Genomic DNA, 25,514 nt, shown 5'->3' on the forward strand with positions numbered 1-25,514 from the left:
CCAAGCCTGATGGAACTCAATTGCCTTGCGTTGCCCTATCTTGACCGTAATAGTCTGTTGCAGCGGTTTGCCCCGCTGAGCGCCCTACCCTGGGCGGTTTTACTGGACTCTGCAGCCAATACCCACCCCGACAGCCAATACAGCATTTTCAGCGCCGATCCCTTGGTGCGCCTGGAAAGCCGCGCCGGCAAGGTGGTCAGAAACGACAAGATGCAAGACAGCCTCTCGCCCTTTGCCGCCATTGCCGCTGAAATGGCCGCCTGGCCCGAGGTAGAGAGTGATTTGCCCTTTGCCACCGGCGCCCTTGGCGCCTTTGCCTACGACCTTGGCCGCAGTCTTGAAGCCTTGCCGAGCTTGAGCGATGCCGACATCGCCTTGCCAGAGCTGGCCTTAGGCTTTTACGACTGGGCCGTTATCTCCAACCACGACACTCAAGAGACGGTGCTGATAAGCCTTGACGACCCGGCCCTTCGCCTGGCCTGGCTTGAGCGCCAGCTTGAGGCAGAGGCGGCGCCTTTTAAGCGCACCGGCGAGTGGCAGGCCAATATGAGCCGCGCCCAATACGGCGAGAAATTTCAAACGGTGCAGCACTACCTTGGCAGCGGCGATTGCTACCAAATCAACCTGGCCCAGCGCTTTAGCGCCCCTTATGAGGGGAACGAGTGGCAGGCGTATCTCACCCTTCGCGAGCAAAACGCCGCGCCGTTTTCGGCCTTTATGCGCCTGGATGAAGGCGCGCTGCTGTCTATCTCCCCGGAGCGGTTTTTAAAGGTGCAGGGCCGCCAGGTGCAAACCAAGCCCATCAAGGGCACCCGGCCGCGCCACAGCGACCCGGTTAAAGACGCCGCCGAGGCCGCCGCCCTCAAGGCAAGCCCCAAAGACCGGGCCGAGAACGTGATGATCGTCGATTTACTGCGTAACGACCTTGGCCGGGTAGCCGCTCCCGGCACCGTTGCGGTACCGGCGCTTTTTGAGATTGAATCTTTCCCGGCGGTGCATCATCTTGTCTCCACCGTGACCTGCGAGCTGGCCGAAGGCAACAGCGCCGTCGATCTGCTGGCTGCCGCCTTCCCCGGCGGCTCCATCACCGGCGCCCCTAAAGTCAGGGCCATGGCAATCATCGAAGAGCTAGAGCCCCAGCGGCGCAGCTTTTATTGCGGGTCAATGGGGTATTTGTCGGCCAATGGCAACATGGACACCTCCATCACCATTCGCACCCTGGTGGCCTGGCGCCAGCAGCTTTATTGCTGGGCCGGTGGCGGCCTGGTGGCCGACTCCAATGAACAGGACGAATACCAGGAGACCTTAGACAAGGTGTCGCGCATCTTGCCGTTGTTATGAATCCCTTCGCGCCCGAATTTCTGCTGCGCCCCCTGGCCCCGGCAAGCCGGGGCATCAGGCTCAGTAACCCTCGAGAGGCCGCCGTGCTGGTGGCCATACTCGACAAACCCGAGCCCACGGTGCTACTCACCCGCCGTACCCAAACCCTTCGCAGCCACAGCGGGCAAATTGCCCTGCCCGGCGGCCGGGTAGACGACACCGACCCAAGCCACACCCATGCCGCTCTTCGCGAAGCCTGGGAAGAAGTGGGCCTGCCGCCGGCCGATGTCATGCCCCTGGGCCAGCTCAACCCCTTTTTTACGGTGTCGCGCTATCGCATCACCCCCATCGTAGGGCTGGCGCCGGCGGATTTTCCCTGGCAGCTCAGCATTGACGAAGTAGACGCGGTATTCGAGGTGCCACTGTCGGTGGTGCTGAACCTTAACAACTACCACCAGATGCAGGTAAACCGCCTGGGCCAGCCCCACAGCGTTTACTTCCTGCCTTGGCAGGACTGGTTTATCTGGGGCGCCACCGCCGGTATCTTCCACGACCTGGCGCTGCACATGGTCTGAGCTGGCCCCGGTCTTTTCGCATAAGAAAATTTAGGGGTAATAAGCTGGGCTGGCACCCTTGCCAATGTTAACGTTGACGTTCACACTCTGCGCCGTTTAAGCACTACTGGATTTAACGTCATGATTTCGGTTTTTGACATGTTCAAGGTGGGCATTGGCCCGTCCTCTTCCCACACCGTTGGCCCCATGAAGGCGGCCAAGAAATTTACCGAGATCCTTGACGAGCAAGGCCTGCTGGCCAATACCACCGAGGTGCTGGTGGAGCTGTACGGCTCCCTTGGCCAAACCGGTATTGGCCACGGCACCGGCAAAGCGGTGATTTTGGGCCTGGCCGGGGAAGATCCCGACACCGTCAATGTCGATGAAATCCCCGCCATCCTCGCCGCCACCGAAAAAGACGAAACCATCAGCCTGCTGGGTAAGCACAGTGTTGCCTTTCCCAAAAAAGGCGCCATTGTCTTTCACCACCGCAAAACCCTGAAGAAACACTCCAACGCCATGAAACTGGTGGCCTACCAGGGCGAGCAGGAGCTGCTGAGCAAGATTTATTACTCCATCGGCGGCGGTTTTATCGTGGCCGATGAAGACTTCGACGCCGAGAAAGAAGCGGCCATCGTGGTGGCCGACGCCACCCGCGAGCCCTATCCCTTCGATTCGTGCGATCAGCTCATCACCTTGTGTGAAGAAAACGGCCTGTCTATCTCCAGCCTGGTGATGCAAAACGAGCTGGCGCTGCGCTCCCGCGACGAAGTGGAAGAGAATATTTGGCAGATTTGGCTGGTGATGAAAGCCTGTATCGACCGGGGCTGCAAAACCGAAGGCATCCTCCCCGGCGGCCTTAAGGTTAAGCGCCGGGCGCCGGGTCTTTATCGCAAATTGCTGGCCGAAGGGGACCGCAACGTTGACCCCTTAAACACCGTGGACTGGGTTAACCTCTTTGCCCTGGCGGTCAACGAAGAAAACGCCGCCGGCGGCCGGGTAGTGACTGCCCCCACCAACGGCGCGGCCGGTATTATTCCGGCGGTGCTGGCCTACTACGACAAGTTCGTGCAGAAGGTGGATAAAGAACTGGCGGTGCGTTACCTGCTCACCGCCGCCGCCATCGGCAGCCTTTACAAGAAAAACGCCTCCATCAGCGGCGCCGAGGTTGGCTGCCAGGGCGAAGTGGGCGTGGCCTGCTCCATGGCCGCCGGGGCCTTGGCCGAGATCCTCGGTGCCAGCAGCTACCTGGTGGAAAACGCCGCCGAAATCGGTATGGAGCACAACCTGGGGCTGACCTGCGATCCGGTAGGCGGCCTGGTGCAGGTGCCCTGCATTGAGCGCAACGCCATGGGCGCGGTCAAGGCCATCAACGCCGCTCGCCTCGCCCTTCGCGGCAGTGGCGACCACAAGGTGAGCCTGGATAAGGTCATCAAAACCATGTTCGATACCGGCAAGGACATGAAGGCCAAATACAAAGAAACCGCCCGCGGTGGCTTGGCCGTGAACATTATTGAGTGCTGATCAAGCCTGCCTAGCTCGTTGATACGGCGTTAAAAGCCGGCTCGAAATGCTCATTTACGCCCTTGTAAACTGCGCTTTCGTGTCGGCTTTTGCCTTGTCTCCACTTCGCTCGCGACGGCTTGATAACTTGGGCGGTCAGACAATCAGAAATAAAAAAGGCGCCCCAGGCGCCTTTTTTATTTGAAGGTACGGATAAAGAGGTTTTCTACCTCGGTCCGGGCCCAGGGGGTTTTACGCAAGAATTTAAGGGAGGATTTCACCGACGGGTCGCTTTTAAAACAGTTGATATTAACGTGCAGCGCCAGCTGGTCCCAACCGTAGTAGTCCTCCAGGCGGGTGACGATTTGCTCAAGAGTAATGCCGTGCAGAGGGTTGTTGGGTTGTTGATTGCTCATGAAATGCCTGCCTTGGGGTAAGGCGGGCAGTATACCCGAGCAGCGCCTTGGCTGCCCGGGCAACACACGGGCAGCTATGAGGCGCGCTTGGCAACCGGCGCCGGTTTACGCCGCTTAGAGAGCCACCAGTTCTTCAGCTTCTGGCGGCGGGTGTAGAGCACCAACAAGGTTGCCGCCCAGTAAATAAGCGGGTCGCCCCACACCGTTTTCAGTGACCACGAATAATGCAGCAGCGCCAAAAACAGGCACAGATACACCATATTGTGCAGCTGCTGCCAGCGTTTACCCATCTTGCGGCGTATGGCCATAAAAGAGGTGATGCTCAGGGCCAGCAGCAGCATCAGCGCGTTAAAACCCACCAGAATGTAAGGCCGCTTGGCTATCTCGCTGGAAAGCAGGGCGAAGTTGAGCTGCAGCTCAAACACCAAGTAGGTGGAAAAGTGGCAAACGGCGTAGGCAAAGGCATAGAGCCCTACCATGCGCCGAAAGCGCATCAGATCGCCACAGGGCAGCCAACGGGCCATGGGGGAGATGGTTAGGGTGGCAAACAGCAGGTTGACGGTGCCAATGCCGGTGAAATTGAGCAGCCCTTGCACCGGGTCGGCCCCCAGCTGATCGGTCACCGCCTGGTAGAAGGTGAGCGCCAAATAGCCCAGCAGGTACAGGTGAACCAGAGTCTTTAACCCCAGCAGCCAGGGCCGTGACAGGCGCAGCGGTTTTTTCAGCAGCATCGTTTAGAAGAACCTCTTCAGATCCATGCCCTGATAAAGCGGCGCCACTTCTTGATAGCCATTGAACATCTCGGTGGGGATCACCTTGGTGGAGAACAGGCCACCGGTGGTGATGCGCCGCTCGGTTTTCTGGCTCCAGCGAGGGTGGTCTACATGGGGGTTCACGTTGGCATAAAAGCCGTATTCATCGGGCGCCAAAATGTTCCAGGTGGACCCGGGCTGCTGATCGGTGAGGGTGACCCGGACTATGGACTTGATGCCCTTAAAACCGTACTTCCAGGGCACCACCAGGCGGATGGGAGCGCCGTTTTGTGGCGGCAGGGTTTTACCGTACAGGCCGACGCTCAGCAACGTTAGCGGGTGCATGGCTTCGTCAAGGCGCAGCCCTTCCACATAGGGGTAGTTGATGCCGCCGCCCACAAAACGGCTCTTTTGCCCGGGCATCTGCGCCGGATCGTAAAGGGTGGTAAAGGCCACGTACTTGGCGCTACTCAAAGGTTTGGCGGCCTTGATAAGGGTACCAAGCTCAAAACCAATCCAGGGAATGACCATGGACCACGCCTCAACGCAGCGCATACGGTAAATGCGCTCTTCCAGTGCAAAGCGTTTGGTGAGGGCGCCGTGGTCGAGGGTCAGGGGGTTTTCCACCATGCCGTCGATGGTCAAGGTCCAGGGGTCGGTTTTAAAGCCCTGGGCATTTTCGGCCGGGTCGCTTTTGTCAGTCCCAAACTCGTAGAAGTTGTTGTAGGTGGTGACCTTGTCATAGGGCGTTTGGGTCTCGCTGGTCTGGTATTTGGCCGATTTGGTAAAGACCAGCGGCTGGGTACTGGCCACCGGGGTTTTATCGTCGGAGCCAAACAAGCCAAAAGCCTGGGCCGGGCCGCTAAGGGCCGCCGAAGCACCGACAAAACCCAGGGTTTTCAAGAACTGCCTGCGCTGGCGATACACAGACTCGTCGGTAACGTCGTTGTCGGTGAGCTTGACTGAAGGGGTAAATTTTCGCGCCATCACATCGGCCTCATGGGCAAGGAGAGTTACCTACCAGACCTTTGCCCGAGCCGTTGTCTTTCAGGCCAGAGCAAAAAAATCCGATCGTTATCAAAACCTTGAGCCCTTACTGGCGCGCCGTAAAGCCCTTGGCCGTGAAAAGACTATCGCCCCAAAAGCCGCCGCCCGCTTTACACGGCTTGCCAGCTGTCGCTGCCTTTGAGCTTGCAGTGGCTGATGTTGGCCACCGGGATGGGGGTAAGAAAGTACACCTCGTTGCCTTTGCTGGTGATGGCGATCAGCCGGGCGGTGGCCAGATCGCCGGTGTCGGTGATGACCTTGGCGCCAAAGTGGCTGGTCACTTCCAAAGAATCGGGGTTGTGGATGACAAGGCCGGTTTGGCTGTCATGGCTGTAGAGGGTGTCAAAGCGCATCTTGAAGATGTTGCCACTGGCATAACCGCCGCATTCGGGGGTGAGGTCGGTCGAGACCTGCACGCTGGTGCGGTCGCGGATGACCTTCACATAGCGGGTCAAATCAAGCAGTTTGGCCTTCTTGCCGGTATTCACCTGGGCTATCAGCCGGTGCGCCTGGCGCGGCAGGTCTACGTCATCGGTGCTGGCATTGTTAAAGCGCCCCACCAGGGCTCTTGCCTGAGTAAGGGTAAGGGACACCCAGGCACCAAAGCCGCCAGCATCTCGAATAGCCTCGGGGCTGCGCTCATCGCCGCGATAAAGGGTATAGGGCATGGTTCACCTCGTCCTTGAATGTGATGGTCCGGTTTAAGCCTTTGAAGGATAGCGGCAGGGGGCAAACTTACCCCCTGCCTAGCAATACAGGTTAACCGGCCAATTTTTGCATTTGGGCAAAGAGGTCGCTCTTGCCTTCAAAACCGATACCGGGCAGTTCGGGCAAGGTGATAAAGCCGTTGTCTACCTTCACCCCGTCTGGGAAACCGCCAAAGGGCTGGAACAAGTCTGGGTACGACTCGTTCCCCCCCAGTCCAAGACCGGCAGCGATGTTAAGGGACATCTGGTGGCCACCGTGGGGAATGCAGCGCCTGGCACTCCAGCCGTGCTCTTTGAGCATGTCCAGGGTGCGCAGATACTCAACCAGGCCATAGCTCAGGGCGCAGTCAAATTGCAGCCAGTCGCGGTCGGGGCGCAGGCCGCCGTAGCGAATGAGGTTGCGAGCATCTTGCATGGAAAAAAGGTCTTCGCCTGTAGCCATGGGCTTGCTGTAGTAGCCGCGCAAGGTGGCTTGCAGCTCGAAATCCAGCGGGTCGCCCGGCTCTTCAAACCAGAACAAATCGTATTGCGACAAGGCTTTGGCGTATTGGATGGCGGTGTCGAGATCAAAGCGGCCATTGGCGTCTACCGCCAGCTTCTGGCCGTCTTGCAGCACGCTTAAAATCGAGTCGATGCGGCGTAAATCTTCATCCAGGCTGGCGCCGCCGATCTTCTTTTTGACCACGGTGTAACCCCGGTCGATGTAGCTGCGCATCTCGTCTTTGAGCTGATTGTGGTTTTGGCCCGGGTAGTAATAACCGCCGGCGGCGTAGACAAAGATTTTGGGGTCGGGCTTGCCATTGCCGTAGCGGTCGGCCAGCAGCTGAAACAGCGGTACACCTTCGATTTTGGCCACCAGATCCCAAATCGCCATGTCCAGGGTGCCAATGGCTACCGAGCGCTCGCCATGGCCGCCGGGTTTTTCGTTGCTGAACATGGTCGCCCAGCATTTGTGGGGGCAAAGATTGTTGCCGGTGCTGTCTTGCAGGCTTTCAGGGCTGGCGTCTAAAAGCCTTGGGATAAAGCGCTCACGCATCAGGCTGCCCTGGCCGTAGCGGCCATTGGAGTTAAAGCCGTAACCCACTACCGGTTTGCCGTCGCGTATCACATCGCTAACGATGGCCACCAGGCTCAGGGTCATCTTGCTGAAATCGATGTACGCGTTACGGATGGGCGAGCTGATGGGCAGGGTGACTTCACGAATATCGACGATTCTCATAGGGCCTCAAGGCAGGTTGCACAAAGCCCTAGCTTAAAAAAGAAAACCGCGCCTAAAATTCACTAAAAGTCACTTCATTATTTACTCAAAGTGAAAAGCGACAATAGCACCGAGATGCAGTTTTTTGTGCTGCTGGCCCAAACCGGCAGTTTGTCCGGCGCCGCCAGGGCCCTGGATATCACCCCACCGGCCGCCACCAAACGCCTAGCGCAGCTGGAAAACCGCCTTGGGGTGCGGCTGGTTAACCGCACCACCCGGCGCATCAGCCTCACCCAGGAAGGCAGTACCTACCTGCACCATGCCCGCCACATTCTTGCCAGCATTGCCGAGATGGAAGATGCGGTCACTACCGCCGGGCAGACTCTGCAGGGGCTTATTCGGGTCAACAGCACCTTGGGGTTTGGCCGCACCACCATCGCGCCGCTGGTCTCGCGCTTTTCCAAACGCCACCCCGGCCTGGAGGTGCAGCTTGACCTTACCGACAAGCCGGTTGATTTGGTGGCCCAGGGCATTGATTTGGCGGTGCGCTTTGGCGCCCTGCCCGACCAGCGGCTAAACGCTCGCAAGTTGCTGTCCAACCGGCGCTTTTTATGTGCCTCCCCCCGCTATCTCGCCGAGCATGGCACCCCGGCGCAATTGGCAGACCTGGCCAGCCACCAGTGCATTATCCACCGCCAAAACGAAGACGCCTTTGGGCTGTGGCGCTTTATCGACGCCCAGCACAGCGAGGTGGTAAAAGTACAAGGTGCCCTTTCCAGCAATGACGGAGACGTGGTGCTGGGCTGGGCGCTGGACGGCCACGGCATTCTTATCCGCTCCCAGTGGGACCTGGATAAATACCTAAAAAGCGGCCGCTTGCAGCAGGTATTGCCCCACTGCCGCCTGCCGGACGCCGACCTTTACCTCTACTACCCCAGCAAAAGCCACCAAAGCGCCAGGGTGCGGGCCTTTATCGACTTTCTGGCCGAGCAGTTCGCGCCATGAAAAAGGCGCCCGAAGGCGCCTTATTTAGTCTTTGGGATTGGCCGTTTCCCCAGGCTGCGCGGTGGTGGCGATATCGCTCCACACCTTTTTGTGCCAAAAGCCGCCTACATTAAGGCCCTGCCAGGCCAGACGCACCCAACGGATCACGGCAAAGCTCAGCCAAATTGCCCACAGCAACATCGCCCCTTTGTACACCCACAGCGGCAGGTTAAAGGCCCAAAGCGTTGGCAGGGCGCCGTCGCTTAAATCCTGGTACCAATGCAGGTGGTTGCTGCTGGCGTCGCTGACCATCATGTCAGGCCTTGAGAGCAGCCCGGCCGGCACCGAGAACACCAACAACAGCAAGGCCAAGGCACTTAAGATAAGTAGCGCCACCTGCAGCGGGTTGAACCAGCTTTTCGCCAGCAAATCGGCCTTACCGGCCCGCCATTTCACCGCCATCAGCCAGGCCAGCACCAACACCAGCACGCTCCAGGCCTGGGTAGAGAGCCCCAGCCCCAACAGCAGCAGATCGCCAAAGCCGATGGGTAGCAGCGCCGTGCGGCTAAGGCCCCAGGCCAGCAGTAAAAACACCACCAGTGCGCTCCAATAAAGCACCACCGGCCCCATCACCGGGCCCTGGGTAAAGAGCAGCCAGCGGTCGGCGCCAAGGCTGAGGTTAATGTCGATATTGGCAGCGCCAAGGCCGAGGTTAATGTCAGGCAGCCCCTGCACCAGGCTCACGCCCTGGGCGCTGCGAAGCCTGATGCCAAGGGTGTGCTCGCCGGGCAAGATGGGCAGGGTCAACGCATCGGCGTCTTTGGCAAGCACCAGCGGCGCGCCGTCCTGGCGAGCGTCCACCAGCTCCCAGCCCGCCGGCAAGGTGAGCTTGTGCTTGCCGCCCAAGGTGGCGCGATAAGCAATGGCCAGTTGGCCACTGCTGCCGTGACCGGCTACATCCAGCGCCAAGGTCACCCCGTCAAAGGCCAGGGTATCGCCCCCCAATTGGCGGGGCCTGCTTAAGGTGACCGCCAGGGTCTCGCCGCCCCTTGGCTGGTAGAGCTGTTGCCAGTCTTCGCCGTTAAGGCTTTGTATCTGCGGTGTGCCGGTGGCTTCAAGGCGCCAAAGATTGGTGGGCTCAAGGCGCCACTGCTCCACCCGCTGACTGAGCGGCGGCGCGGTAAGGGTAAGATGCTCGCGCCGCTCCAAGATGCCGGCAAAGCTCAGCTGCGACTGACCAGCCGCAAAGTTAAGTTGCACCCCATCAGGCCCTTGCGGCAGCTCGCTTTGCAGCCGCTCACCGCTAAGCAAGGGGATAAAGACCGAGAACGGCTGGTTCTTCGGCGCCATACGGATAACCTGGGTGTCCACCGACCAACGCTCGCCAAAATGCAGGGTGCGAATCACCTTCACATAGGGTTTGACACTGAGCTTGCCGGTTTTGAAATCCGCCGCGTCTTTTATCTCCCGCTCCAGCACCAGGCTATTGCCGCTTAGATGGCCACTGGCCAGCCCCTGAGCCTGCCAGCCGCTTAAGGTGACCAAAACGCGGTTTGGCACCAGCCGAAAGCCGAGGTTAACCCTGTCAGCATCGGCCGCCGGGCCAGAGAGGGTTAACTGGTGGCGGCCTTTAGCCAGTGCCACCCACAGCGCGCCATCGTGCCAACTGGTGGCGCTAGGCGCGCCGTCAACCCACACCGTATCGGGCAGCCAGCTGCCGGGGGCGCCGGGAATGGGCAAGGCACTGCTCGCCAGCGCCTCGGCGCTCAGCTCAAGCTGCCAGCGGCCATCTTTGGCGCTTAAGGTGGCCTCATCTAAAGCGCCACAATAAGGGGCACATTCTGGCGGCGCCGTGAGACGCGCCTTTAAGGCATCAAGCATCTGGCCATCCGGCAGGGCCGCTTCGGCTGGCTTTGGCAGGGGCGAGAGCATTATCACCAGCACCAGCGCCGCCCCTTTTGCCGGCCAGCGGCCTCTAAGCTCCCTGGCCAGCCAGGCAAAGAGCCCAAGCATGGCAAGGGCAATGAGCGGCGCCCTTAGCCAATAGGGAAGCACCCAAAGGCGCAGGCTTTCATTGGCCGCCACCGGCCCGTTCCAGCGCAACTGATAGCGGTGCCAGGACCAGTCAGGCAAGCCGCTGCCGGCGCTGGCCACTTGGTTGTCGGTGTAGCGCTCCACGGGCGGCGCTTGATAGGCGGCATCGGCCAGGGCTTTGGCCGGTGCATTGGGGCTCCTTAGCCGCGAACTGGTCACGTCGATACGCTCCAGCTCCTGGGGGGCGCTGGCCGTACCGGGAAGCGGCATTTCGTACAGCGAACGGTCTTGGCCCTGGATGGGCCACTCCAGTTGCGGGTGCAGCAAGGCGCGCACCAGGTGACTGGCAAAGGGCAGCAACGCCAGCACCAGCAGCGCGAGACTCGCCCACTGATAGGCCGCGGTGGCCTTGGCAAACTTGCCGCCAAGCTCCCGTGCCAGCAGCAGGGCGATGGCGGCGTTCAGTACCAGCCACACCGGCATGCCGGGCTCGTGAAAGAGCGCGGCCAGCGCCACGCCTGCCACCAGGGCCCAGCGCCAACCGCTGAGCTTAAAAACCAGCACCGCACTTAACACCAGCACAAACATGTCCAGCAGGTTCCAGGCCCCCAGCCAGCTGTAACTGACCTGCTGCGGGCCGCTGGCACCCAAAAGCCGATAACCGGGCGGCAGATTTACGGTCATATCCACCCCGTCAAAGCCGCTTTGCCAGCCGGCAACGGGCCAATGGTTGCTGTTATCGAGGGTGCCGCTGGCATCAAGCTCGAGATTTTGGGCGCGAAGCTCAATACCCCGCTGGCCATTTGGCCCTTCGGTCAGGGGAAGCGCCCGCTCGGCTTGCTGGGCTTGTTGCAACTGATAAGGCGCGGCCATATCCAGCCGCCAATCGCTGCGCATGGTGCCGCTGATAGCGTCGCTGAAGTGATACCCCTTGCCGCTAAAATCGAGCCACAGGTCGCGGCTCAAATGCAGGCTGTTTTGGCTTTGCTGGCGGCCACGGCTTTGCTCTACCAGCGCCAACCCCAGGGAGGGGCTCAGCACAAAGGCCGGCAGCTGGCGCCACCCGGCTGGCATGCGGGTCTGGTTTGGGTCTATGGGGCTTGCCCCTTCAAAACGCAGGCTGCGAAGGCGGCTGTCCGTTGCCACCGACCATACCTCTTGCCCTGGCATCAAGCCGTTTTGCACAAAGCCAAGCTGGCTTACCGCCGCCAGGCTTCGCGCCCTGATGGTAAGGCTCTTGTTGCCAGCCAGGGCCTGGATGCGCAAGGTGCCATCAGCGTCAAACCGGGCTGGCAGCTCGCTTTGCAGCGTCAGCACGCTGTAGCCATCGGGCAAGACCTTACCCAGGTTCAGCTCGCGCGCCGGGCCGGCGATATCAAGGCGCAGCACTGTGGTTAGCGTCGCCGGCAGGCCGTCTTCAAAGCGGCGAAATACCGAGACGTCAAGGCTCGCCTGGTGGCTGTCACTGCCCTGGGCTTGGCTGGTCAGCAGCAGGTAGCCGCCTTCGCGTTGGGGCTGGCCGACACCCTTGCCACCAAGGCTGAGCTGAACCAGGGCCGCACCCTCTGGCAAACGCAGCTTGGCAGGCAGCTGGCTCCAGCCAAAGTGGCCGTCAATGCGGTGCTCGCCTTTTGGCACCCAAAGAGCGGGGCGGCCGCCAACGTTCACCAGCGCTAGCGCTTTGCCATCAAGCTGCATCTGCCTTGGCCAGCTTTGGCCGGGTTCGCCCGGCAGCCACACCCAGCCGTCGTTGTAGCGCGATACCGCCATGCTGAACTGCCCTGCCCCATCGTCCAATTTCAGCACCAAGGGCCGGTACCACAGGCAAGAGAAATCCCCGGCCCCTTGGGCTTCGGTGCCAAGGTTTAACGGGCAGTGGCGAAAGGGTTGGTCGGCAAGCACCCAGTCTTGCCAGGGCTGAAGGGGTTTGGGGATGGCGGCCAGGGCCTGGCCACAACAGAGCAGCAGTAACAGCAACACACGCATGGCAATGTCCTTATCTTCGTGCAGGCCACCAGTGTAGCGCGCCCTAACGATAAAGACAGGCCTTTCAAAAAGTTAAGGCGCCCGAAGGCGCCTTAAACTCAGAGGCTTTTCAAAATGGCCTCGACGCTTTGTTTGGCATCGCCAAACAGCATCACGGTGTTATCGCGGAAGAACAGCGGGTTTTGCACCCCGGCATAGCCGGTATTCATGGAGCGCTTGAACACCACCACTTGTTTGGCATTCCACACCTCCAGCACCGGCATGCCGGCAATGGGGCTGGAAGGATCTTCGGCGGCGGCTGGGTTGACGGTGTCGTTGGCGCCAATGACCAGCACCACGTCGGTGTCGGCAAAGTCGTCGTTGATTTCGTCCATCTCCAGCACGATGTCGTAAGGCACCTTGGCTTCAGCCAACAGCACGTTCATGTGCCCCGGCAGGCGCCCGGCCACGGGGTGGATGCCAAAGCGCACCTTGACCCCTTTGGCGCGCAGCTTAGCGGTGATGTCTGCCACCGGGTATTGGGCCTGGGCCACCGCCATGCCATAGCCGGGAGTGATCACCACCGACTCGGCGTTTTTGAGGGCTTCTGCCACGTCTTCGGCGCTCACTTCGGTGTGCTCGCCGACGATCTCTTCGCTGGCGGCGCTGCTGTCGTTGCCAAAGCCACCGGCAATCACCGAGATAAAGGAGCGGTTCATGGCCTTACACATGATGTAGGACAGAATGGCGCCGCTTGAGCCCACCAGGGCGCCGGTAACAATCAGTAAATCGTTGCCCAGCATGAAACCGGCCGCCGCCGCCGCCCAGCCCGAGTAGGAGTTGAGCATGGAGATCACCACCGGCATGTCGGCGCCGCCGATACTGGCCACCAAATGCCAGCCAAAGGCCAAGGCGATAAGGGTCATCAGCACCAGGGCAAAACCGCTGGTACCGCCACCGCTGACAAAGTAAATCAGCAGCAGCACCGAGACCACCACCGCCGCCAGGTTGAGCTTGTGGCGATGAGGCAGCATCAGCGCCTTAGAGGCAATGGTGCCGCGCAATTTGCCAAAGGCCACCACCGAGCCGGTCAAGGTAACGGCGCCGATAAAGACCCCGAGGAAAATCTCGGTAAGGTGAATGCTGAGCAGGCTGCCACTTAAGGGGCCGTGATCGAGCCAGGAGTTATAACCCACCAGCACCGCTGCCAAGCCCACAAAGCTGTGCAGTATGGCCACCAGCTCCGGCATCTGGGTCATTTCCACTTTAAGTGCCAGCCGCGCGCCGATAGCGCCGCCGATCACCATGGCCAGGAGGATCCAGCCAAGGCCAGACACACCAGGGCTAAGGATGGTGGCCACCAACGCCAACCCCATGCCGATAATGCCAAAAAGGTTACCCCGCTTGGCGCTTTCCTGTTTGGAAAGCCCGGCCAGGGCGCCGATAAAACAAAGTGCCGCGATGATGTAAGCCGCACTGACTAATCCATGAGACATCGACTTACCCCTTTTGGAACATTTTCAGCATGCGGCGGGTTACGGTAAAACCCCCGAAGATATTGATGCTGGCCACCAGCACCGCCACAAAGGCCAAAAAGCCGGTCAAGCCGCCAGAGCCCGCTTGCAACAATGCCCCCACCACAATGATGCCGCTGATGGCGTTGGTCACCGACATCAGGGGCGTGTGCAGGGCGTGGGTAACATTCCACACCACGTAATAGCCCACCACGCAGGCCAGCACGAATACCGTGAAGTGCGAGAGAAAAGCTGGCGGCGCGGCATTGGCCACCCAGGCGAAGGCCAAGAGGCCAATGCCCCCCAGCACATATTTCTTGCGGCTGGGCTGGGCCGGTTCTGTTGGCGCCTCAGGGGCCGCTTTTTCTGGCGCCTTGGGCTTAGGCGCGGCAGAAACCGCAATGGGCGGCGGCGGGAAGGTCAGTTCACCCTCTTTAACCACCGTCATGTTGCGAAGCACCACATCGTCAAAATCGATGTTGATGTTGCCGTCTTTTTCCTTGCAAAGGAGCTTGGCAAGGTTCACCAGGTTGGTGGCGTAAAGGGTAGAGCTTTGCCCGGCCAGGCGGCTTGCCAGATCGGTATAGCCAAGGATGATAACGCCGTTGTCTGACTTGAACCTTTTGCCCGGTTTGGTGAGCTCGCAGTTGCCGCCGTTAGGGGCGGCCAAGTCTACAATCACCGAGCCTGGCTTCATGGCTTTGACCATCTCACGGGTAATGAGCTTGGGCGCAGGCTTGCCGGGGATAAGGGCGGTGGTGATGATAATGTCCACCTCCTTGGCCTGCTCCAAAAAGAGCGCCATCTCGGCATCGATAAAGGCCTGGCTCATCTCTTTGGCATAACCGTCGGAGCTGCCGCCCTCTTCTTCGAGGTGCACTTCCAAAAACTCGGCGCCCATGGACTGAATTTGTTCCTTGACCTCGGGGCGGGTATCAAAAGCGCGTACCACCGCCCCCAGGCTACCGGCAGCGCCAATGGCGGCAAGGCCGGCCACACCGGCGCCAATCACCATTACCTTGGCAGGAGGCACCTTGCCAGCGGCGGTGATTTGCCCGGTAAAGAAACGGCCAAAGGCGTTGGCCGCTTCCACCACCGCCCGGTAACCGGCGATATTGGCCATGGATGACAGCGCATCAAGAGATTGTGCCCTGGAGATGCGAGGCACCATGTCCATGGCCAGCACGTTCACCTGTTGGGCTTTGAGTTTGTCCAGCAGTTCAGGGTTTTGGGCCGGTTGGATAAAACTCACCAAGGTGGTGCCGGCCTTAAGACGGGCAATTTCCTCGTCGCTCGGGGCGTTAACCTTAAAGATAAGGTCGCTCTCCCAGGGGTCGGTAAGCTCTGCGCCCGCCTCGAGGTAGGCGCTGTCGTCAAAACTGGCGCCCTGCCCGGCCCCCGGCGCAATAAGCACCTCAAAGCCGAGTTTTTTCAGCTCCGCCACCGATTTGGGGCTAGCGGCAACCCGGTTTTCTCCGGATAAACTTTCTAGCGGTATACCGATACGCATGCCATCTCCATCTTGGTTGTTACCACCCCGTGCCGGCAAAACGACAACGGGTAAAACGGATAGTTAAAGTGCCGGTATTTCTATCAGAAAGGTCGCGGGCACCGGCAAGTCTGTTTGGTTCTATGAGTATGCTTTTTAGACTTTTACTTCAATTGTGAACCGACAACAACCGCAGGTTATCGGCCAATCGCTCTGCCCCAAAAGCACCAGAAAAACGTTTATTCACAACTACTTTGCCAAAGCGAAGGTGTGAATGCAGCCTCAGTTTAGACCTTGCAAAGACACTGTGTTGCCAACCCTAAAGGGCCGCAAAAGCAAAATCACCCGGCTAAAAAGACAGCAAACACCAGCAAGGACTGTTGTAAAAGGTTGTTGATGCTAAAGACAGCTCTAAAAACGCCGGTAACAGGAAATGGGAGAGTTACAGCCGCCATGTTGTGGCTTTGGTGAAGTGAAATAACAAGCGCAATCGCATTGCACTTGGAAAAAAGCCGTTCCATCAAAAGACGGGTAAGAAAAAACCCGGCCAAGGCCGGGTTAAACAGTCAGCAGAGTAGTTGAAAGCTTGGCTTTCGAGAGGCAGTGTACCGCTCGTGCCTGGCAAGACTTTGATGCAGATTAATTTTTCTGCCGATCCTTGATAAGGGCGATATTGCTGGGTGGCAGCGGCGTTTCGTCAAGGGTGCTTTCACGCTGAATTTGGTCCCGCCCTGCCGCCTTGGCCTGGTAAAGCAGGCAATCGGCCCGAGACAGCATCTGCTCAAAGCAGCTGTCATCGTCGCCCCTAGCTACCACGCCGGCACTGACGCTGATGGCGATGCGCTCGTGGGGATTGAGGGTAAAAGAATGCACACTTAAGCGGTTTTTAAGGCGCCTAGCCATGGCCATGGCTGATTCCACGCCACTGCCGGGCAATAAAATGGCAAATTCTTCGCCGCCCAGGCGCCCGACAAAGTCGTCGGAGCGGATGGTGTGGCGCAGCACTTCTCCCAGGTGGCACAGCACCAAGTCGCCAATGTCATGGCCGTAGCTGTCGTTAATGCGCTTGAAGTGATCCACATCCACCATAATGAGCGATAACGGCTCCTGGTCCCTTACCGACATGGCAAAACTGCGATGGCCCGCTTCCATCAAAGCGCGGCGGTTGCCAGTGCCGGTCAGAGGGTCGGTATAGGCTTGGGAGCGAAGCTCCTGCTCGATGTCGTGGCGCCTGGCCACCTCCAGGCTAAGGCGCTTATTGAGGCGCCGAAACTGGTAAAGCACCACCAGCGCTCCTACAAAGGCAATGGCAAAGATAGTGGCAGGCCAGTTCCACTGGCTTCTGGCAGTTTGCGGGTTAAACAAAAAGCCGGAGAGATCGGCCTTGTCTTTAATCAGCCCCAACTGCAGGTTGAGGTCTAATATGCGCTCCCAGCGCCCCTGGTTCATATGGCCGATAGCCACCAGATCCGGCATCACCAGTTCGCGAATTTGCTGGCCTTCAAAGCGCAGCTGCTCGAGGGATTTTTGCGGGGCGTATTTGCTTTGAATAAGGCTGGCTGTGCCATCGATATTATCCAGCGCCGTGCGCCAGCCATGCAGGGTCGCGTCACGAAATTTCTTCACCAGCTCAGGGTGGCGGTTTGCCAGTTCCCGGCTGGTGATAATGACATCGCCGTAAAAATCCACTCCATAGGTGCGAGGCTCAATCAGCCGATAGCCGATGCCCTTTTGGCGCAGCACAAAAGGCTCATTGCTGTTATAGGCGGCGTAGGCATCGGTATGGCCCTTGATAAGGGCGTCAACGCTGAACTCGCTGGGTACCCAGTTGAGGGTGTCGATGGGGATGCTTTCCATGGGGAACGGCGCCAGCAAATCTACCATTTGTTCCTGGGGAAAGGCGCTCATCAGCCGCTTGCCGGCTAAGTCGTGCAGATTTTTGATACCGCTTTTTTCAAGCACCAGCCACACCAGGGGCGAGTGCTGAAAAATCGCTGCCACCGCCACCACCGGCTGGCCCTCAGCGTAAGCAGCGATCACTCCGGCGCCAGCAACGGCAAATTCCACCTGGTTGTTAGCCACTTCACTGATGCCACCGGGCAGGCCGGGGCCGTTTTCAAGCAAGGTTACGTCAAGGCCGGCGTCCCGGTAGTAGCCATATTCCTTGGCCACGTAGTAGCCGGCGAACTGGAACTGGTGTTTCCAGCGCAATTGCACCCGAACCTGCTCCAGCGCTGACGCGCCAAAACTGGCCAACAGCAATAACGCAAATAAAGCCTTTACCCAGCCCACGATACCGTCCTCTTGCAGCCCTGCCCGGGCCATCCGTCGGCCCGGTTAGATACGGCGGGCAAAAGCCCGCAAGAGGAGTGTTGTACGGCGCTGCAGACTTTGCCAGCAAAGTGCCTAAAAAATGACGCTTTTAGCGCACCGGCAGTGACACATTGGTAAAGAGAGCCTCTACGGCCTCGCTGTCGCGCAGGCGGATGGCTTCGTCCACCAGGCTACGGGTCAGGTGCGGGGCAAAGCCTTCGATAAAGTCGTACATGTAGCCGCGCAGGAAGCTCGATTTTCGAAAGCCGATCTTGGTGGTGGAGGCCCGGAACAAATGGCTGGCGTCGATGGCCACCAAGTCGCTGTCTTGCTCAGGGTCATAGGCCATGGACGCAATCACCCCCACTCCAAGCCCCAGGCGCACATAGGTCTTGATAACGTCGGTATCGGTGGCGGTAAAGACGATGTGCGGCTCCAGCCCTTCTTTGGCAAAGCCTTCGTCGAGATCCGAGCGGCCAGTAAAACCAAATACGTAAGTGACCAGCGGGTACTTGGCGAGTTCGCGGATACTGACTTTGTCTACCGCCAGCAGCGGATGGTCTTTTTTCACCACAATGCTGCGGTTCCAGTGGTAGCACGGCAGCATGATGAGGTCGTCATAAAGGTGCAGCGCCTCGGTGGCGATGGCGAAATCGGCGTCGCCCCGTACCACCGCCTCGGCTATCTGAGTAGGCGTGCCTTGGTGCATGTGCAAAGAAACCTGCGGGTAGCGCTCGATAAAACCGCGAATAACCGGCGGCAAGGCATAACGAGCCTGGGTGTGGGTGGTGGCGATATGCAGCTTGCCCCGGTCCGGCTGGGTATGCTCGAAGGCAACCGAGCGGATGGCATCGGCCTTGTTGAGCATCTCTTCGGCGATGGCAATGATGGCTTTGCCAGCAGGGGTTACGTGGGTCAGATGTTTGCCGCTTCGGCCAAAAATTTGCACCCCCAACTCGTCTTCCAGCATACGCACCTGCTTGGAAATACCAGGCTGCGAGGTATACAGGCTTTCGGCGGTCGCCGAGACATTGAGATTGTGGTTACGTACTTCGACGATGTAACGCAACTGCTGCAACTTCATCTAAAAAGGCTCCGCCACCGGGTTATGCCAAAAAAGTATAACTTATCCGGGTTCTATATCATCACGCAAATGGTTGATATGCTATCGGAACTGGAGCACTTCCTATACAATTTGCTGAAATGTGCGCAGGCGCAACAGGATAATAACATGATGACTTACATTGTGATTGCCGTGATTGTGATACTGCTGGTGGGCATAGTGGTAATTAATGTCTTTCAGCAACAGCGGCAAAAACAAGAAGCCGAACGGCGCCAGGAATTTGCCAAGCAAAAAGCCATTATCGACGAAACCGAGGCATTGCTGCCCATCGCCGGCCAAATGCCCATCTCCAGCAACTTGGTGGCCATGCTCTATGGCCGCTTGGCCGAAGCCCTGCAAGCGGCAGCAAGGCTTAGTGGTGGCAAGGACGGCACCTTAAAAAGCCGTGCCGAGGATGCCGTTAACCAGCAAAAACAAGCCTTGCAAAGCTACCGCGCCAGCGACGACAACCTACGCCTGCCTGATAACGAGCAGCAGATGGTGCAGTTGCTGCAAGCGGTGAAACTGCTGATCGCCGTGCTGCGCACCGAGTTCAACAAGGGCAAGGTCGATGCCGACACCTTTCGCATGGAGTCAGCCTTTCTTGACCGTATCCGTTTAAAGATCAACGTTGAAGGCCTTATCTCCCGCGGCGTGTCGGCCAAAATCATCAAACAGCTCGGCTCAGCCCGCCAGTTCCTTAACAAAGCCAAGCAGTTGGCTGCCCCCCACGCCCACCAGGACAACTATCTGCGGGCCAAACTGGGGGAGATTCAGCAGCACCTGGACGAAATCAACGCCAACAACGGTAACCTGCCTCCCGCCAAGCCGCCCAAAAAAGAGGGCGAACCCCAGCAGCCGGACGATATGGATTTGCTGTTCTCACCCAAGAAAAAGTGGTGATGAAAAAACCGCCCCGATGGGCGGTTTTTTTACGGCCTGTTAACGCCAAAAAGAAGCCCCGCATCAGCGGGGCTTTTGCTTACTTGCCGTTATCGACCCATTTGCCGTTCTCATAAAAGGCCATCCAACTGGTGGCTTTACCGTCTTTTTCCGAGCCCACGTACTGGCTCTTGGTTTTACGGGAGAACTTCACCACTGCCGGGTTGCCGTCCTTGTCCTTGGCCGGGGCCTTGGCCAGGTACTTGAACTTCTCGGGCAGGCGGTCTTCAAAGCGCTTGAGCTCTTCCACCTTGGGCGCCCGGGTTTCCCGGGATTTGGGGAAGGTGTTGGCGGCCAGGAAGATACCGGCAGCGCCGTCACGCAGCACAAAGTAGGCGTCGGACTTTTCGCAAGGCAGCTCCGGCAATGGCACCGGATCTTCCTTCGGCGGCGCTGGCTCGCCGTTACGCAAAATCTTGCGGGTGTTCTTACAGTCGGGGTTGGTGCAGCCAAAATACTTGCCGAAGCGGCCGTTTTTGAGCTCCATGTCCGAGCCGCATTTGTCGCACTCGATAACTGGGCCGTCATAGCCCTTGAGCTTGAACTCGCCGGTTTCCAGCACGTAACCGTCGCAATCTGGGTTGTTACCGCAGACATGCAATTTGCGCTTGGCATCCACCAGGTAGGAGTCCATGGCGGTGGCGCAGATGGGGCAACGTTTTTTGGCGCGCAGGGCGTTGGTTTCGGCCTCGTCGTCATCAACGTTGATCACTTCCTCACCGGGGGTGAGGTTGATGGTGTTTTTGCAGCGCTCCTTGGGCGGCAGGCTATAACCGGAGCAACCGAGGAATACCCCGGTAGAGGCGGTACGGATACCCATCTTGCGGCCACAGACGGCGCAATCGATGTCGGTCATCACCATGGCGTTGCCGCGCATGTTGTCGTCGGCGTCGTCAAGGCGCTTTTTAAAATCGCCGTAGAACTCGTCCAGCACCCCGTGCCATTCTCGCTCGCCGTTGGCGATGCCGTCCAGCTCGTTTTCCATGCGGGCGGTAAAGTCGTAACTGAGCAGGTTGGCGAAGTTCTCCACCAAGCGGTCGTTGACTATCTCACCCATTTTCTCGGCGTAAAAACGGCGCGTCTCCACCTTCACGTAACCGCGGTCTTGGATGGTGGAGATGATGGAAGCGTAGGTGGACGGGCGGCCGATACCGCGTTTTTCCAGCTCTTTGACCAAGGAGGCCTCGGTGAAGCGGGCCGGCGGCTTGGTAAAATGCTGTTTGGGGTCGAGCTTGTCCAGACGCAGCGCCTCGCCCACTGCCACGTTGGGCAGCTGCTCGTCGTCGTCTTTACGCTTCATCGGGGTCAGCACCCGGGTCCAACCGTCAAAACGCTGCACCCGGCCCTTGGCCTTGAGGGTGAAGTCGCCTTTGCCGGTTTGGGCGGTGGCGGTGAGCTGGGTGACGTTGTAAACGGCGTTGGTCATCTGGCAGGCCACGAACTGGCGCCAGATAAGCTCGTAGAGGCGCTGGGCGTCGCGCTCGACATCCAGGTTCTCGGATTTGACGCTGACATCGGAAGGACGAATGGCTTCGTGCGCTTCCTGGGCGTTGGCTTTGGCACCATAGGTCAAGGGCGAAGCCGGCAGGTATGTCTGGCCATATTCCTTGCCGATGTAGCCGCGCACCGCGTCCAGCGCTTCGGCGCTGAGGTTGGTGGAGTCGGTACGCATGTAGGTGATGTAACCGGCCTCGTAGAGGCGCTGGGCCAGCATCATGGTCTTTTTCACCCCAAAGCTCAGGCGCGTGGAGGCGGCCTGCTGCAGGGTGGAGGTAATAAAAGGTGCAGAGGGCCGAGACTGGCTAGGCTTGTCTTCACGGTCGGTGATTTGGTAGCTGGCGCCGTTGAGGGCATCCACCGCTGCCATGGTCTGAGCCTGGTTGACCGGTTTGAAAGCCTGGCCACCCTGGTGGGTCACCATCATCCTCAGATCGCCTTCTTTGGCGCCAAGGTCTGCGTGCAGATCCCAGTACTCTTCGGGCACGAAGGCGCGAATTTCACGCTCGCGCTCCACCACCAGTCGCACCGCTACCGATTGCACCCGGCCGGCAGAAAGGCCACGGGCAATTTTCTTCCACAGCAAGGGCGAGACCATGTAGCCCACCACCCGGTCAAGGAAACGGCGCGCCTGCTGGGCGTTAACCTTTTCCATGCTGACGTGGCTGGGGTGCTCAAAAGCCTGGGTGATGGCGTTCTTGGTAATTTCGTTGAACACCACCCGTTGGAAGCGGTCTTCATCGCCACCGATGATCTCGCGAAGGTGCCAGGCAATGGCCTCTCCTTCCCTATCCAAGTCCGTTGCGAGATAGACCTTATCCGCTTTTGCGGCCAGGGATTTGAGTTCAGCGACCACCTTTTCTTTGCCGGGCAGCACTTCGTAGTGCGCCTGCCAGTGGTTGTCAGGATCCACACCCATGCGCGCCACCAAGGGGTTGGCAGCGGGGCTTTTCTTGCCCTTGCCGCCGCCACTGGTGGGCAGATCGCGGATGTGGCCAATAGAAGATTTAACGATGAAGTCCTTACCAAGATATTTATTTATGGTCTTGGCCTTGGCTGGGGACTCCACGATCACCAATGATTTTGCCATGTGTCTCTTAGGTCTGGTTGGCTGGGGCCCGTCCGGGTGGCCCATATATAGTGTTTTGACTCTCGCTATGCAAGGAGCCTACTCGAACTCATCTTTTTTTCTAATTAATTCAACTTATCCGTCATTTGCAAGGCCAAGGGCCGATAAAAAGGTGGCACAGGTATAATGCGGACAAGTATTGACGTCCCTTTAACCAAAGGATCATCAAAGGAACACGGCATGAAACATTTCGAAGTCAATTTCGATGGCCTGGTCGGCCCAACCCATAATTACGCGGGCCTGTCCTTTGGCAATGTCGCCTCTTTGTCCAACGCCAAGGCCGCCTCCAATCCCCGCCAAGCCGCCAAACAGGGCCTGAAGAAGATGAAAGCCCTGCACGACCTTGGCCTAAAGCAAGGGGTGCTGGCGCCTCAGGAAAGGCCCGACATGGCCACCCTGCGCCGCCTGGGCTTTACCGGCACCGACGCCCAGGTGCTGGCCAAGGCCGCCAAGGACGCGCCGCATCTGCTGGCAGCCTGTTGCTCGGCGTCCAGCATGTGGACCGCCAATGCCGCCACCATCTCGCCGTCGGCCGACACCCACGACGGGCGGGTGCATTTTACCCCGGCCAATCTGACCAACAAATTTCACCGCAGCCTGGAGCCGGCGGTCACGGGGCGCATATTAAAAGCCATTTTTAGCGACGAGCGCTACTTTAAACATCACAAACATCTGCCGGACAACGATCATTTCGGCGATGAAGGCGCCGCCAACCACACCCGCCTTTGCAGCCAGTATGGCCACGCCGGCGTGGAATTGTTTGTCTATGGCCGCGAAGCGTTCAACAGCCAGGCCCCGGCGCCGCGCCGTTATCCGGCCCGCCAAACCCTGGAGGCCTCCCAGGCCATCGCCCGCCTGCACGGCCTGGACGAGAGCAATGTGGTGTTCATGCAGCAAAACCCGGAGGTGATTGACGCCGGGGTGTTCCACAACGACGTGATAAGCGTGGGCAACCAGAACGTGCTGTTCTACCACCAGGACGCCTTTGCCAACACCGCTGCCGACTTTGCCGAGATACAACGCAAGTTCGGCGAACATCCGCTGCATTTCATCGAGGTTCCCCGCCAAAGTGTCAGCGTCAGCGAGGCGGTGAAAACCTACCTGTTCAACACCCAGATAGTGACCTTGCCCTCCGGGCACATGGCCATTATCGCCCCTACCGAGTGTGAAGAGTCCGATGCGGTCAGCCGTTATCTGGCCGAGCTGGTGGAAAAAGACACCCCCATCCGGGAAGTGCGCTACATGGATGTCAAAGAGTCCATGAAAAACGGCGGTGGCCCGGCTTGCCTGCGCCTGCGTGTAGCCCTGAACGACCAGGAGCTGGCGGCCGCCAACCCACATTGCCTGCTGGACGACGCCCTCTTTACTCGCTTGAACGCCTGGGTGGACAAGCACTATCGCGACCAGCTGCATGTGGCCGACCTAGCCGACCCGGCGCTATTGACAGAAAGCCGCCAGGCCCTTGACGAGCTAACCCAGATTTTGGCCCTAGGCTCGGTCTATCCCTTCCAGCTCGACTGATAAAAAAGCCCGGCAACGCCGGGTTTTTTCTTGCCTCAGGCCCTCGCCAGTCCTTCAGCTTGCCCTGGGCTCGTGCCAACTGCTGGCAGTGGTTTTCGTGATCCCGGCCCGAGGTGGTCGGTTGTTCGAGTTGCCGTTAAGCTGCTAGATTAGCGGGAATTTGCTAGCAACCTTTTGGAAAGGCCATGTCAAAACAACAAGGAAAATTGGGCCTTACGGCACGTATCGTCATCGGTATGGCGCTGGGTCTTATCGTGGGGCTTATCTGCTTTTACCTCACTCCCCACGCCGAGCCTGGCAAGAGCGCACCTGAGCCGGGTTTTGTGCAAACCTGGCTGACCGGCGGCCTTTTTCAAATCGGCAGCCAACTTTTTATCAACTCATTGAAGATGCTGGTTGTGCCCCTGGTGTTTGTGTCCTTGGTGTGCGGCACCTGCTCGCTGTCGGACCCAGCCACCCTTGGCCGCCTTAGCCTCAAGACCATCGGCCTTTACCTCATCACCACCGCCATCGCCATTACCCTTGCCATCGTGATGGCGCTGCTACTCAAACCCGGCAGCGGCCTGGACCTTAAAACCGACGCCAGCTATCAGGCGGCCAAGGCCCCGGATTTGGCCGATGTGTTTGCCAATCTGGTGCCCTCTAACCCCATTGAGGCCATGGCTTCTGGCAACATGCTGCAAATCATTGTGTTTGCGGTACTTTTTGGTATCGCCATCGCCCTTTGTGGCAAAGCCGGCGAGCGCATTGCCAAACTCTTTGAGGATTTCAACGAGGTGATCATGAAACTGGTCACCATCCTGATGAACCTGGCGCCGTTCGGGGTGTTCTTCCTGATGGCCAAGCTTTTTGCCAGCAAGGGCTTTGAAACCCTCGGCAGCCTCGCCATGTACTTTGGCCTGGTGGTAGCGGTGCTGCTGATGCACGCCTTTATCACCTACCCGGTGCTGCTCAAGGCCTTGACCCGCCTGAGCCCGCTGATGTTTATCAGCAAGATGCGCGACGCGGCGCTTTTTGCCTTCTCCACCTCTTCCAGCAACGCCACCCTGCCGGTGACCCTGGAAACCGTGACCAAGAAGCTTGGCGCCAAAAACACCATCGCCTCCTTTACCGTGCCCCTTGGCGCCACCATCAACATGGACGGCACCGCCATCATGCAAGGGGTGGCCACCGTCTTTATCGCCCAGGTGTACGGGGTGGACTTGTCGGTCAGCGATTTCCTGATGGTGATAGTCACCGCCACCCTCGCCTCCATCGGCACCGCCGGTGTGCCCGGCGTGGGCCTTATCATGCTGGCCATGGTGCTTAACCAGGTGAACCTGCCGGTTGAGGGCATCGGCCTTATCATGGGCGTAGACAGGCTGCTGGACATGACACGCACTGCGGTCAATATCACCGGCGATTCCATGGTGACGGTGGTGGTAGCCAAATCCGAAGGGGCCTTGGATGAGGCGGTCTACAACGACCCCCATGCCGCTCAGAAAGAAGAAGAGGTGCACCTGCCGCACCGCACTTCACAGAGTTGAG

Annotated in this window: 18 protein-coding genes; 7 read left to right on the forward strand and 11 right to left on the reverse strand. The window is 58.9% G+C overall.

The genetic code is table 11. From position 1 onward, the window contains the following. The first annotated feature begins 9 nt into the window (after positions 1 to 9). The 3 genes from pabB to AC22G1_RS11720 all read left to right on the forward strand — a co-directional run bounded on the left by pabB (position 10) and on the right by AC22G1_RS11720 (position 3,398). Positions 10 to 1,341, forward strand: coding sequence for an aminodeoxychorismate synthase component I (gene pabB, locus AC22G1_RS11710; RefSeq protein WP_487313547.1), 1,332 nt, complete (start codon positions 10 to 12; stop codon positions 1,339 to 1,341). Continuing rightward, entirely contained in the window at positions 1,338 to 1,895 is a 558-nt protein-coding gene (locus tag AC22G1_RS11715) for a CoA pyrophosphatase (RefSeq protein ID WP_487313548.1), read from the forward strand. Before pabB ends, AC22G1_RS11715 begins: the two co-directional genes overlap by 4 nt. Positions 1,896 to 2,015: 120 nt before the next feature. After that, positions 2,016 to 3,398 carry an L-serine ammonia-lyase gene (locus tag AC22G1_RS11720; protein ID WP_487313549.1) on the forward strand — a complete coding sequence of 461 codons (1,383 nt, stop codon included), beginning with the start codon at positions 2,016 to 2,018 and terminating at the stop codon, positions 3,396 to 3,398. Positions 3,399 to 3,574: 176 nt separating this feature from the next. On the opposite strand, the gene AC22G1_RS11725 is transcribed toward AC22G1_RS11720, so the two are convergent. The 5 genes from AC22G1_RS11725 to AC22G1_RS11745 form a co-directional block, all read right to left on the reverse strand. Next, a complete protein-coding gene (locus AC22G1_RS11725; RefSeq protein WP_487313550.1) occupies positions 3,575 to 3,793 on the reverse strand; it encodes a VF530 family protein in 219 nt (72 codons plus the stop codon). A 74-nt stretch (positions 3,794 to 3,867) separates the two neighbouring features. Beyond that, the gene (gene msrQ / locus AC22G1_RS11730) at positions 3,868 to 4,524 is read right to left on the reverse strand and encodes a protein-methionine-sulfoxide reductase heme-binding subunit MsrQ (RefSeq protein WP_487313551.1); all 657 of its coding nucleotides are present in this window, start codon (positions 4,522 to 4,524) and stop codon (positions 3,868 to 3,870) included. A 3-nt stretch (positions 4,525 to 4,527) separates the two neighbouring features. Beyond that, the gene (gene msrP / locus AC22G1_RS11735) at positions 4,528 to 5,532 is read right to left on the reverse strand and encodes a protein-methionine-sulfoxide reductase catalytic subunit MsrP (protein ID WP_123421811.1); all 1,005 of its coding nucleotides are present in this window, start codon (positions 5,530 to 5,532) and stop codon (positions 4,528 to 4,530) included. Positions 5,533 to 5,702: 170 nt separating this feature from the next. Further along, positions 5,703 to 6,260: a hypothetical protein gene (locus AC22G1_RS11740; RefSeq protein WP_123421812.1), complete on the reverse strand. Its 558-nt coding sequence runs from the start codon at positions 6,258 to 6,260 to the stop codon at positions 5,703 to 5,705. 91 nt (positions 6,261 to 6,351) lie between these two features. Beyond that, positions 6,352 to 7,518, reverse strand: coding sequence for a mandelate racemase/muconate lactonizing enzyme family protein (locus AC22G1_RS11745; protein WP_487313552.1), 1,167 nt, complete (start codon positions 7,516 to 7,518; stop codon positions 6,352 to 6,354). Positions 7,519 to 7,608: 90 nt separating this feature from the next. Between AC22G1_RS11745 and AC22G1_RS11750 the strand changes: the two genes are divergently transcribed. Next, entirely contained in the window at positions 7,609 to 8,502 is an 894-nt protein-coding gene (locus AC22G1_RS11750) for a LysR family transcriptional regulator (protein ID WP_487313553.1), read from the forward strand. Between the two features lie 24 nt (positions 8,503 to 8,526). On the opposite strand, the gene AC22G1_RS11755 is transcribed toward AC22G1_RS11750, so the two are convergent. The 5 genes from AC22G1_RS11755 to cysB all read right to left on the reverse strand — a co-directional run bounded on the left by AC22G1_RS11755 (position 8,527) and on the right by cysB (position 18,880). Then, a complete protein-coding gene (locus tag AC22G1_RS11755) occupies positions 8,527 to 12,501 on the reverse strand; it encodes a hypothetical protein (RefSeq protein ID WP_487313554.1) in 3,975 nt (1,324 codons plus the stop codon). 98 nt (positions 12,502 to 12,599) lie between these two features. Continuing rightward, positions 12,600 to 13,976: a Re/Si-specific NAD(P)(+) transhydrogenase subunit beta gene (gene pntB / locus AC22G1_RS11760; protein ID WP_487313555.1), complete on the reverse strand. Its 1,377-nt coding sequence runs from the start codon at positions 13,974 to 13,976 to the stop codon at positions 12,600 to 12,602. 4 nt (positions 13,977 to 13,980) lie between these two features. After that, entirely contained in the window at positions 13,981 to 15,504 is a 1,524-nt protein-coding gene (locus AC22G1_RS11765) for a Re/Si-specific NAD(P)(+) transhydrogenase subunit alpha (protein WP_487313556.1), read from the reverse strand. A gap of 618 nt (positions 15,505 to 16,122) precedes the next feature. Next, complete coding sequence (locus tag AC22G1_RS11770) at positions 16,123 to 17,808, reverse strand: diguanylate cyclase (protein ID WP_487313557.1); 1,686 nt, start codon at positions 17,806 to 17,808, stop codon at positions 16,123 to 16,125. 97 nt (positions 17,809 to 17,905) lie between these two features. Next, positions 17,906 to 18,880: an HTH-type transcriptional regulator CysB gene (gene cysB / locus AC22G1_RS11775; RefSeq protein WP_487313558.1), complete on the reverse strand. Its 975-nt coding sequence runs from the start codon at positions 18,878 to 18,880 to the stop codon at positions 17,906 to 17,908. 147 nt (positions 18,881 to 19,027) lie between these two features. On the opposite strand from cysB, the gene AC22G1_RS11780 reads away from it, so the two are divergent. After that, positions 19,028 to 19,801, forward strand: coding sequence for a hypothetical protein (locus tag AC22G1_RS11780; RefSeq protein WP_487313559.1), 774 nt, complete (start codon positions 19,028 to 19,030; stop codon positions 19,799 to 19,801). A gap of 79 nt (positions 19,802 to 19,880) precedes the next feature. Here the strand turns inward: AC22G1_RS11780 and topA are convergent, their stop codons facing one another. Continuing rightward, positions 19,881 to 22,427 (reverse strand): type I DNA topoisomerase, encoded by a 2,547-nt coding sequence (gene topA, locus AC22G1_RS11785; RefSeq protein ID WP_487313560.1) that lies wholly within the window; start codon positions 22,425 to 22,427, stop codon positions 19,881 to 19,883. 219 nt (positions 22,428 to 22,646) lie between these two features. Between topA and astB the strand changes: the two genes are divergently transcribed. Next, the gene (gene astB / locus AC22G1_RS11790; protein ID WP_487313561.1) at positions 22,647 to 23,987 is read left to right on the forward strand and encodes an N-succinylarginine dihydrolase; all 1,341 of its coding nucleotides are present in this window, start codon (positions 22,647 to 22,649) and stop codon (positions 23,985 to 23,987) included. Between the two features lie 185 nt (positions 23,988 to 24,172). Beyond that, the gene (locus tag AC22G1_RS11795) at positions 24,173 to 25,513 is read left to right on the forward strand and encodes a dicarboxylate/amino acid:cation symporter (RefSeq protein ID WP_487313562.1); all 1,341 of its coding nucleotides are present in this window, start codon (positions 24,173 to 24,175) and stop codon (positions 25,511 to 25,513) included. Position 25,514 lies beyond the last annotated feature (1 nt).

The organism is Gallaecimonas zhanjiangensis (genome assembly GCF_057624825.1).

Excerpts from the sequence above, each read along its gene's own strand:
- AC22G1_RS11725 (WP_487313550.1), bottom strand. The coding sequence starts at position 3,793 with ATGAGCAATCAACAACCCAACAACCCTCTGCACGGCATTACTCTTGAG.
- AC22G1_RS11795 (WP_487313562.1), top strand. The coding sequence starts at position 24,173 with ATGTCAAAACAACAAGGAAAATTGGGCCTTACGGCACGTATCGTCATC.
- msrQ (WP_487313551.1), bottom strand. The coding sequence starts at position 4,524 with ATGCTGCTGAAAAAACCGCTGCGCCTGTCACGGCCCTGGCTGCTGGGG.
- AC22G1_RS11780 (WP_487313559.1), top strand. The coding sequence starts at position 19,028 with ATGATGACTTACATTGTGATTGCCGTGATTGTGATACTGCTGGTGGGC.
- pntB (WP_487313555.1), bottom strand. The coding sequence starts at position 13,976 with ATGTCTCATGGATTAGTCAGTGCGGCTTACATCATCGCGGCACTTTGT.
- cysB (WP_487313558.1), bottom strand. The coding sequence starts at position 18,880 with ATGAAGTTGCAGCAGTTGCGTTACATCGTCGAAGTACGTAACCACAAT.
- AC22G1_RS11740 (WP_123421812.1), bottom strand. The coding sequence starts at position 6,260 with ATGCCCTATACCCTTTATCGCGGCGATGAGCGCAGCCCCGAGGCTATT.
- AC22G1_RS11745 (WP_487313552.1), bottom strand. The coding sequence starts at position 7,518 with ATGAGAATCGTCGATATTCGTGAAGTCACCCTGCCCATCAGCTCGCCC.
- msrP (WP_123421811.1), bottom strand. The coding sequence starts at position 5,532 with ATGGCGCGAAAATTTACCCCTTCAGTCAAGCTCACCGACAACGACGTT.
- AC22G1_RS11715 (WP_487313548.1), top strand. The coding sequence starts at position 1,338 with ATGAATCCCTTCGCGCCCGAATTTCTGCTGCGCCCCCTGGCCCCGGCA.
- AC22G1_RS11765 (WP_487313556.1), bottom strand. The coding sequence starts at position 15,504 with ATGCGTATCGGTATACCGCTAGAAAGTTTATCCGGAGAAAACCGGGTT.
- AC22G1_RS11770 (WP_487313557.1), bottom strand. The coding sequence starts at position 17,808 with ATGGCCCGGGCAGGGCTGCAAGAGGACGGTATCGTGGGCTGGGTAAAG.
- pabB (WP_487313547.1), top strand. The coding sequence starts at position 10 with ATGGAACTCAATTGCCTTGCGTTGCCCTATCTTGACCGTAATAGTCTG.
- astB (WP_487313561.1), top strand. The coding sequence starts at position 22,647 with ATGAAACATTTCGAAGTCAATTTCGATGGCCTGGTCGGCCCAACCCAT.
- AC22G1_RS11755 (WP_487313554.1), bottom strand. The coding sequence starts at position 12,501 with ATGCGTGTGTTGCTGTTACTGCTGCTCTGTTGTGGCCAGGCCCTGGCC.
- AC22G1_RS11720 (WP_487313549.1), top strand. The coding sequence starts at position 2,016 with ATGATTTCGGTTTTTGACATGTTCAAGGTGGGCATTGGCCCGTCCTCT.
- topA (WP_487313560.1), bottom strand. The coding sequence starts at position 22,427 with ATGGCAAAATCATTGGTGATCGTGGAGTCCCCAGCCAAGGCCAAGACC.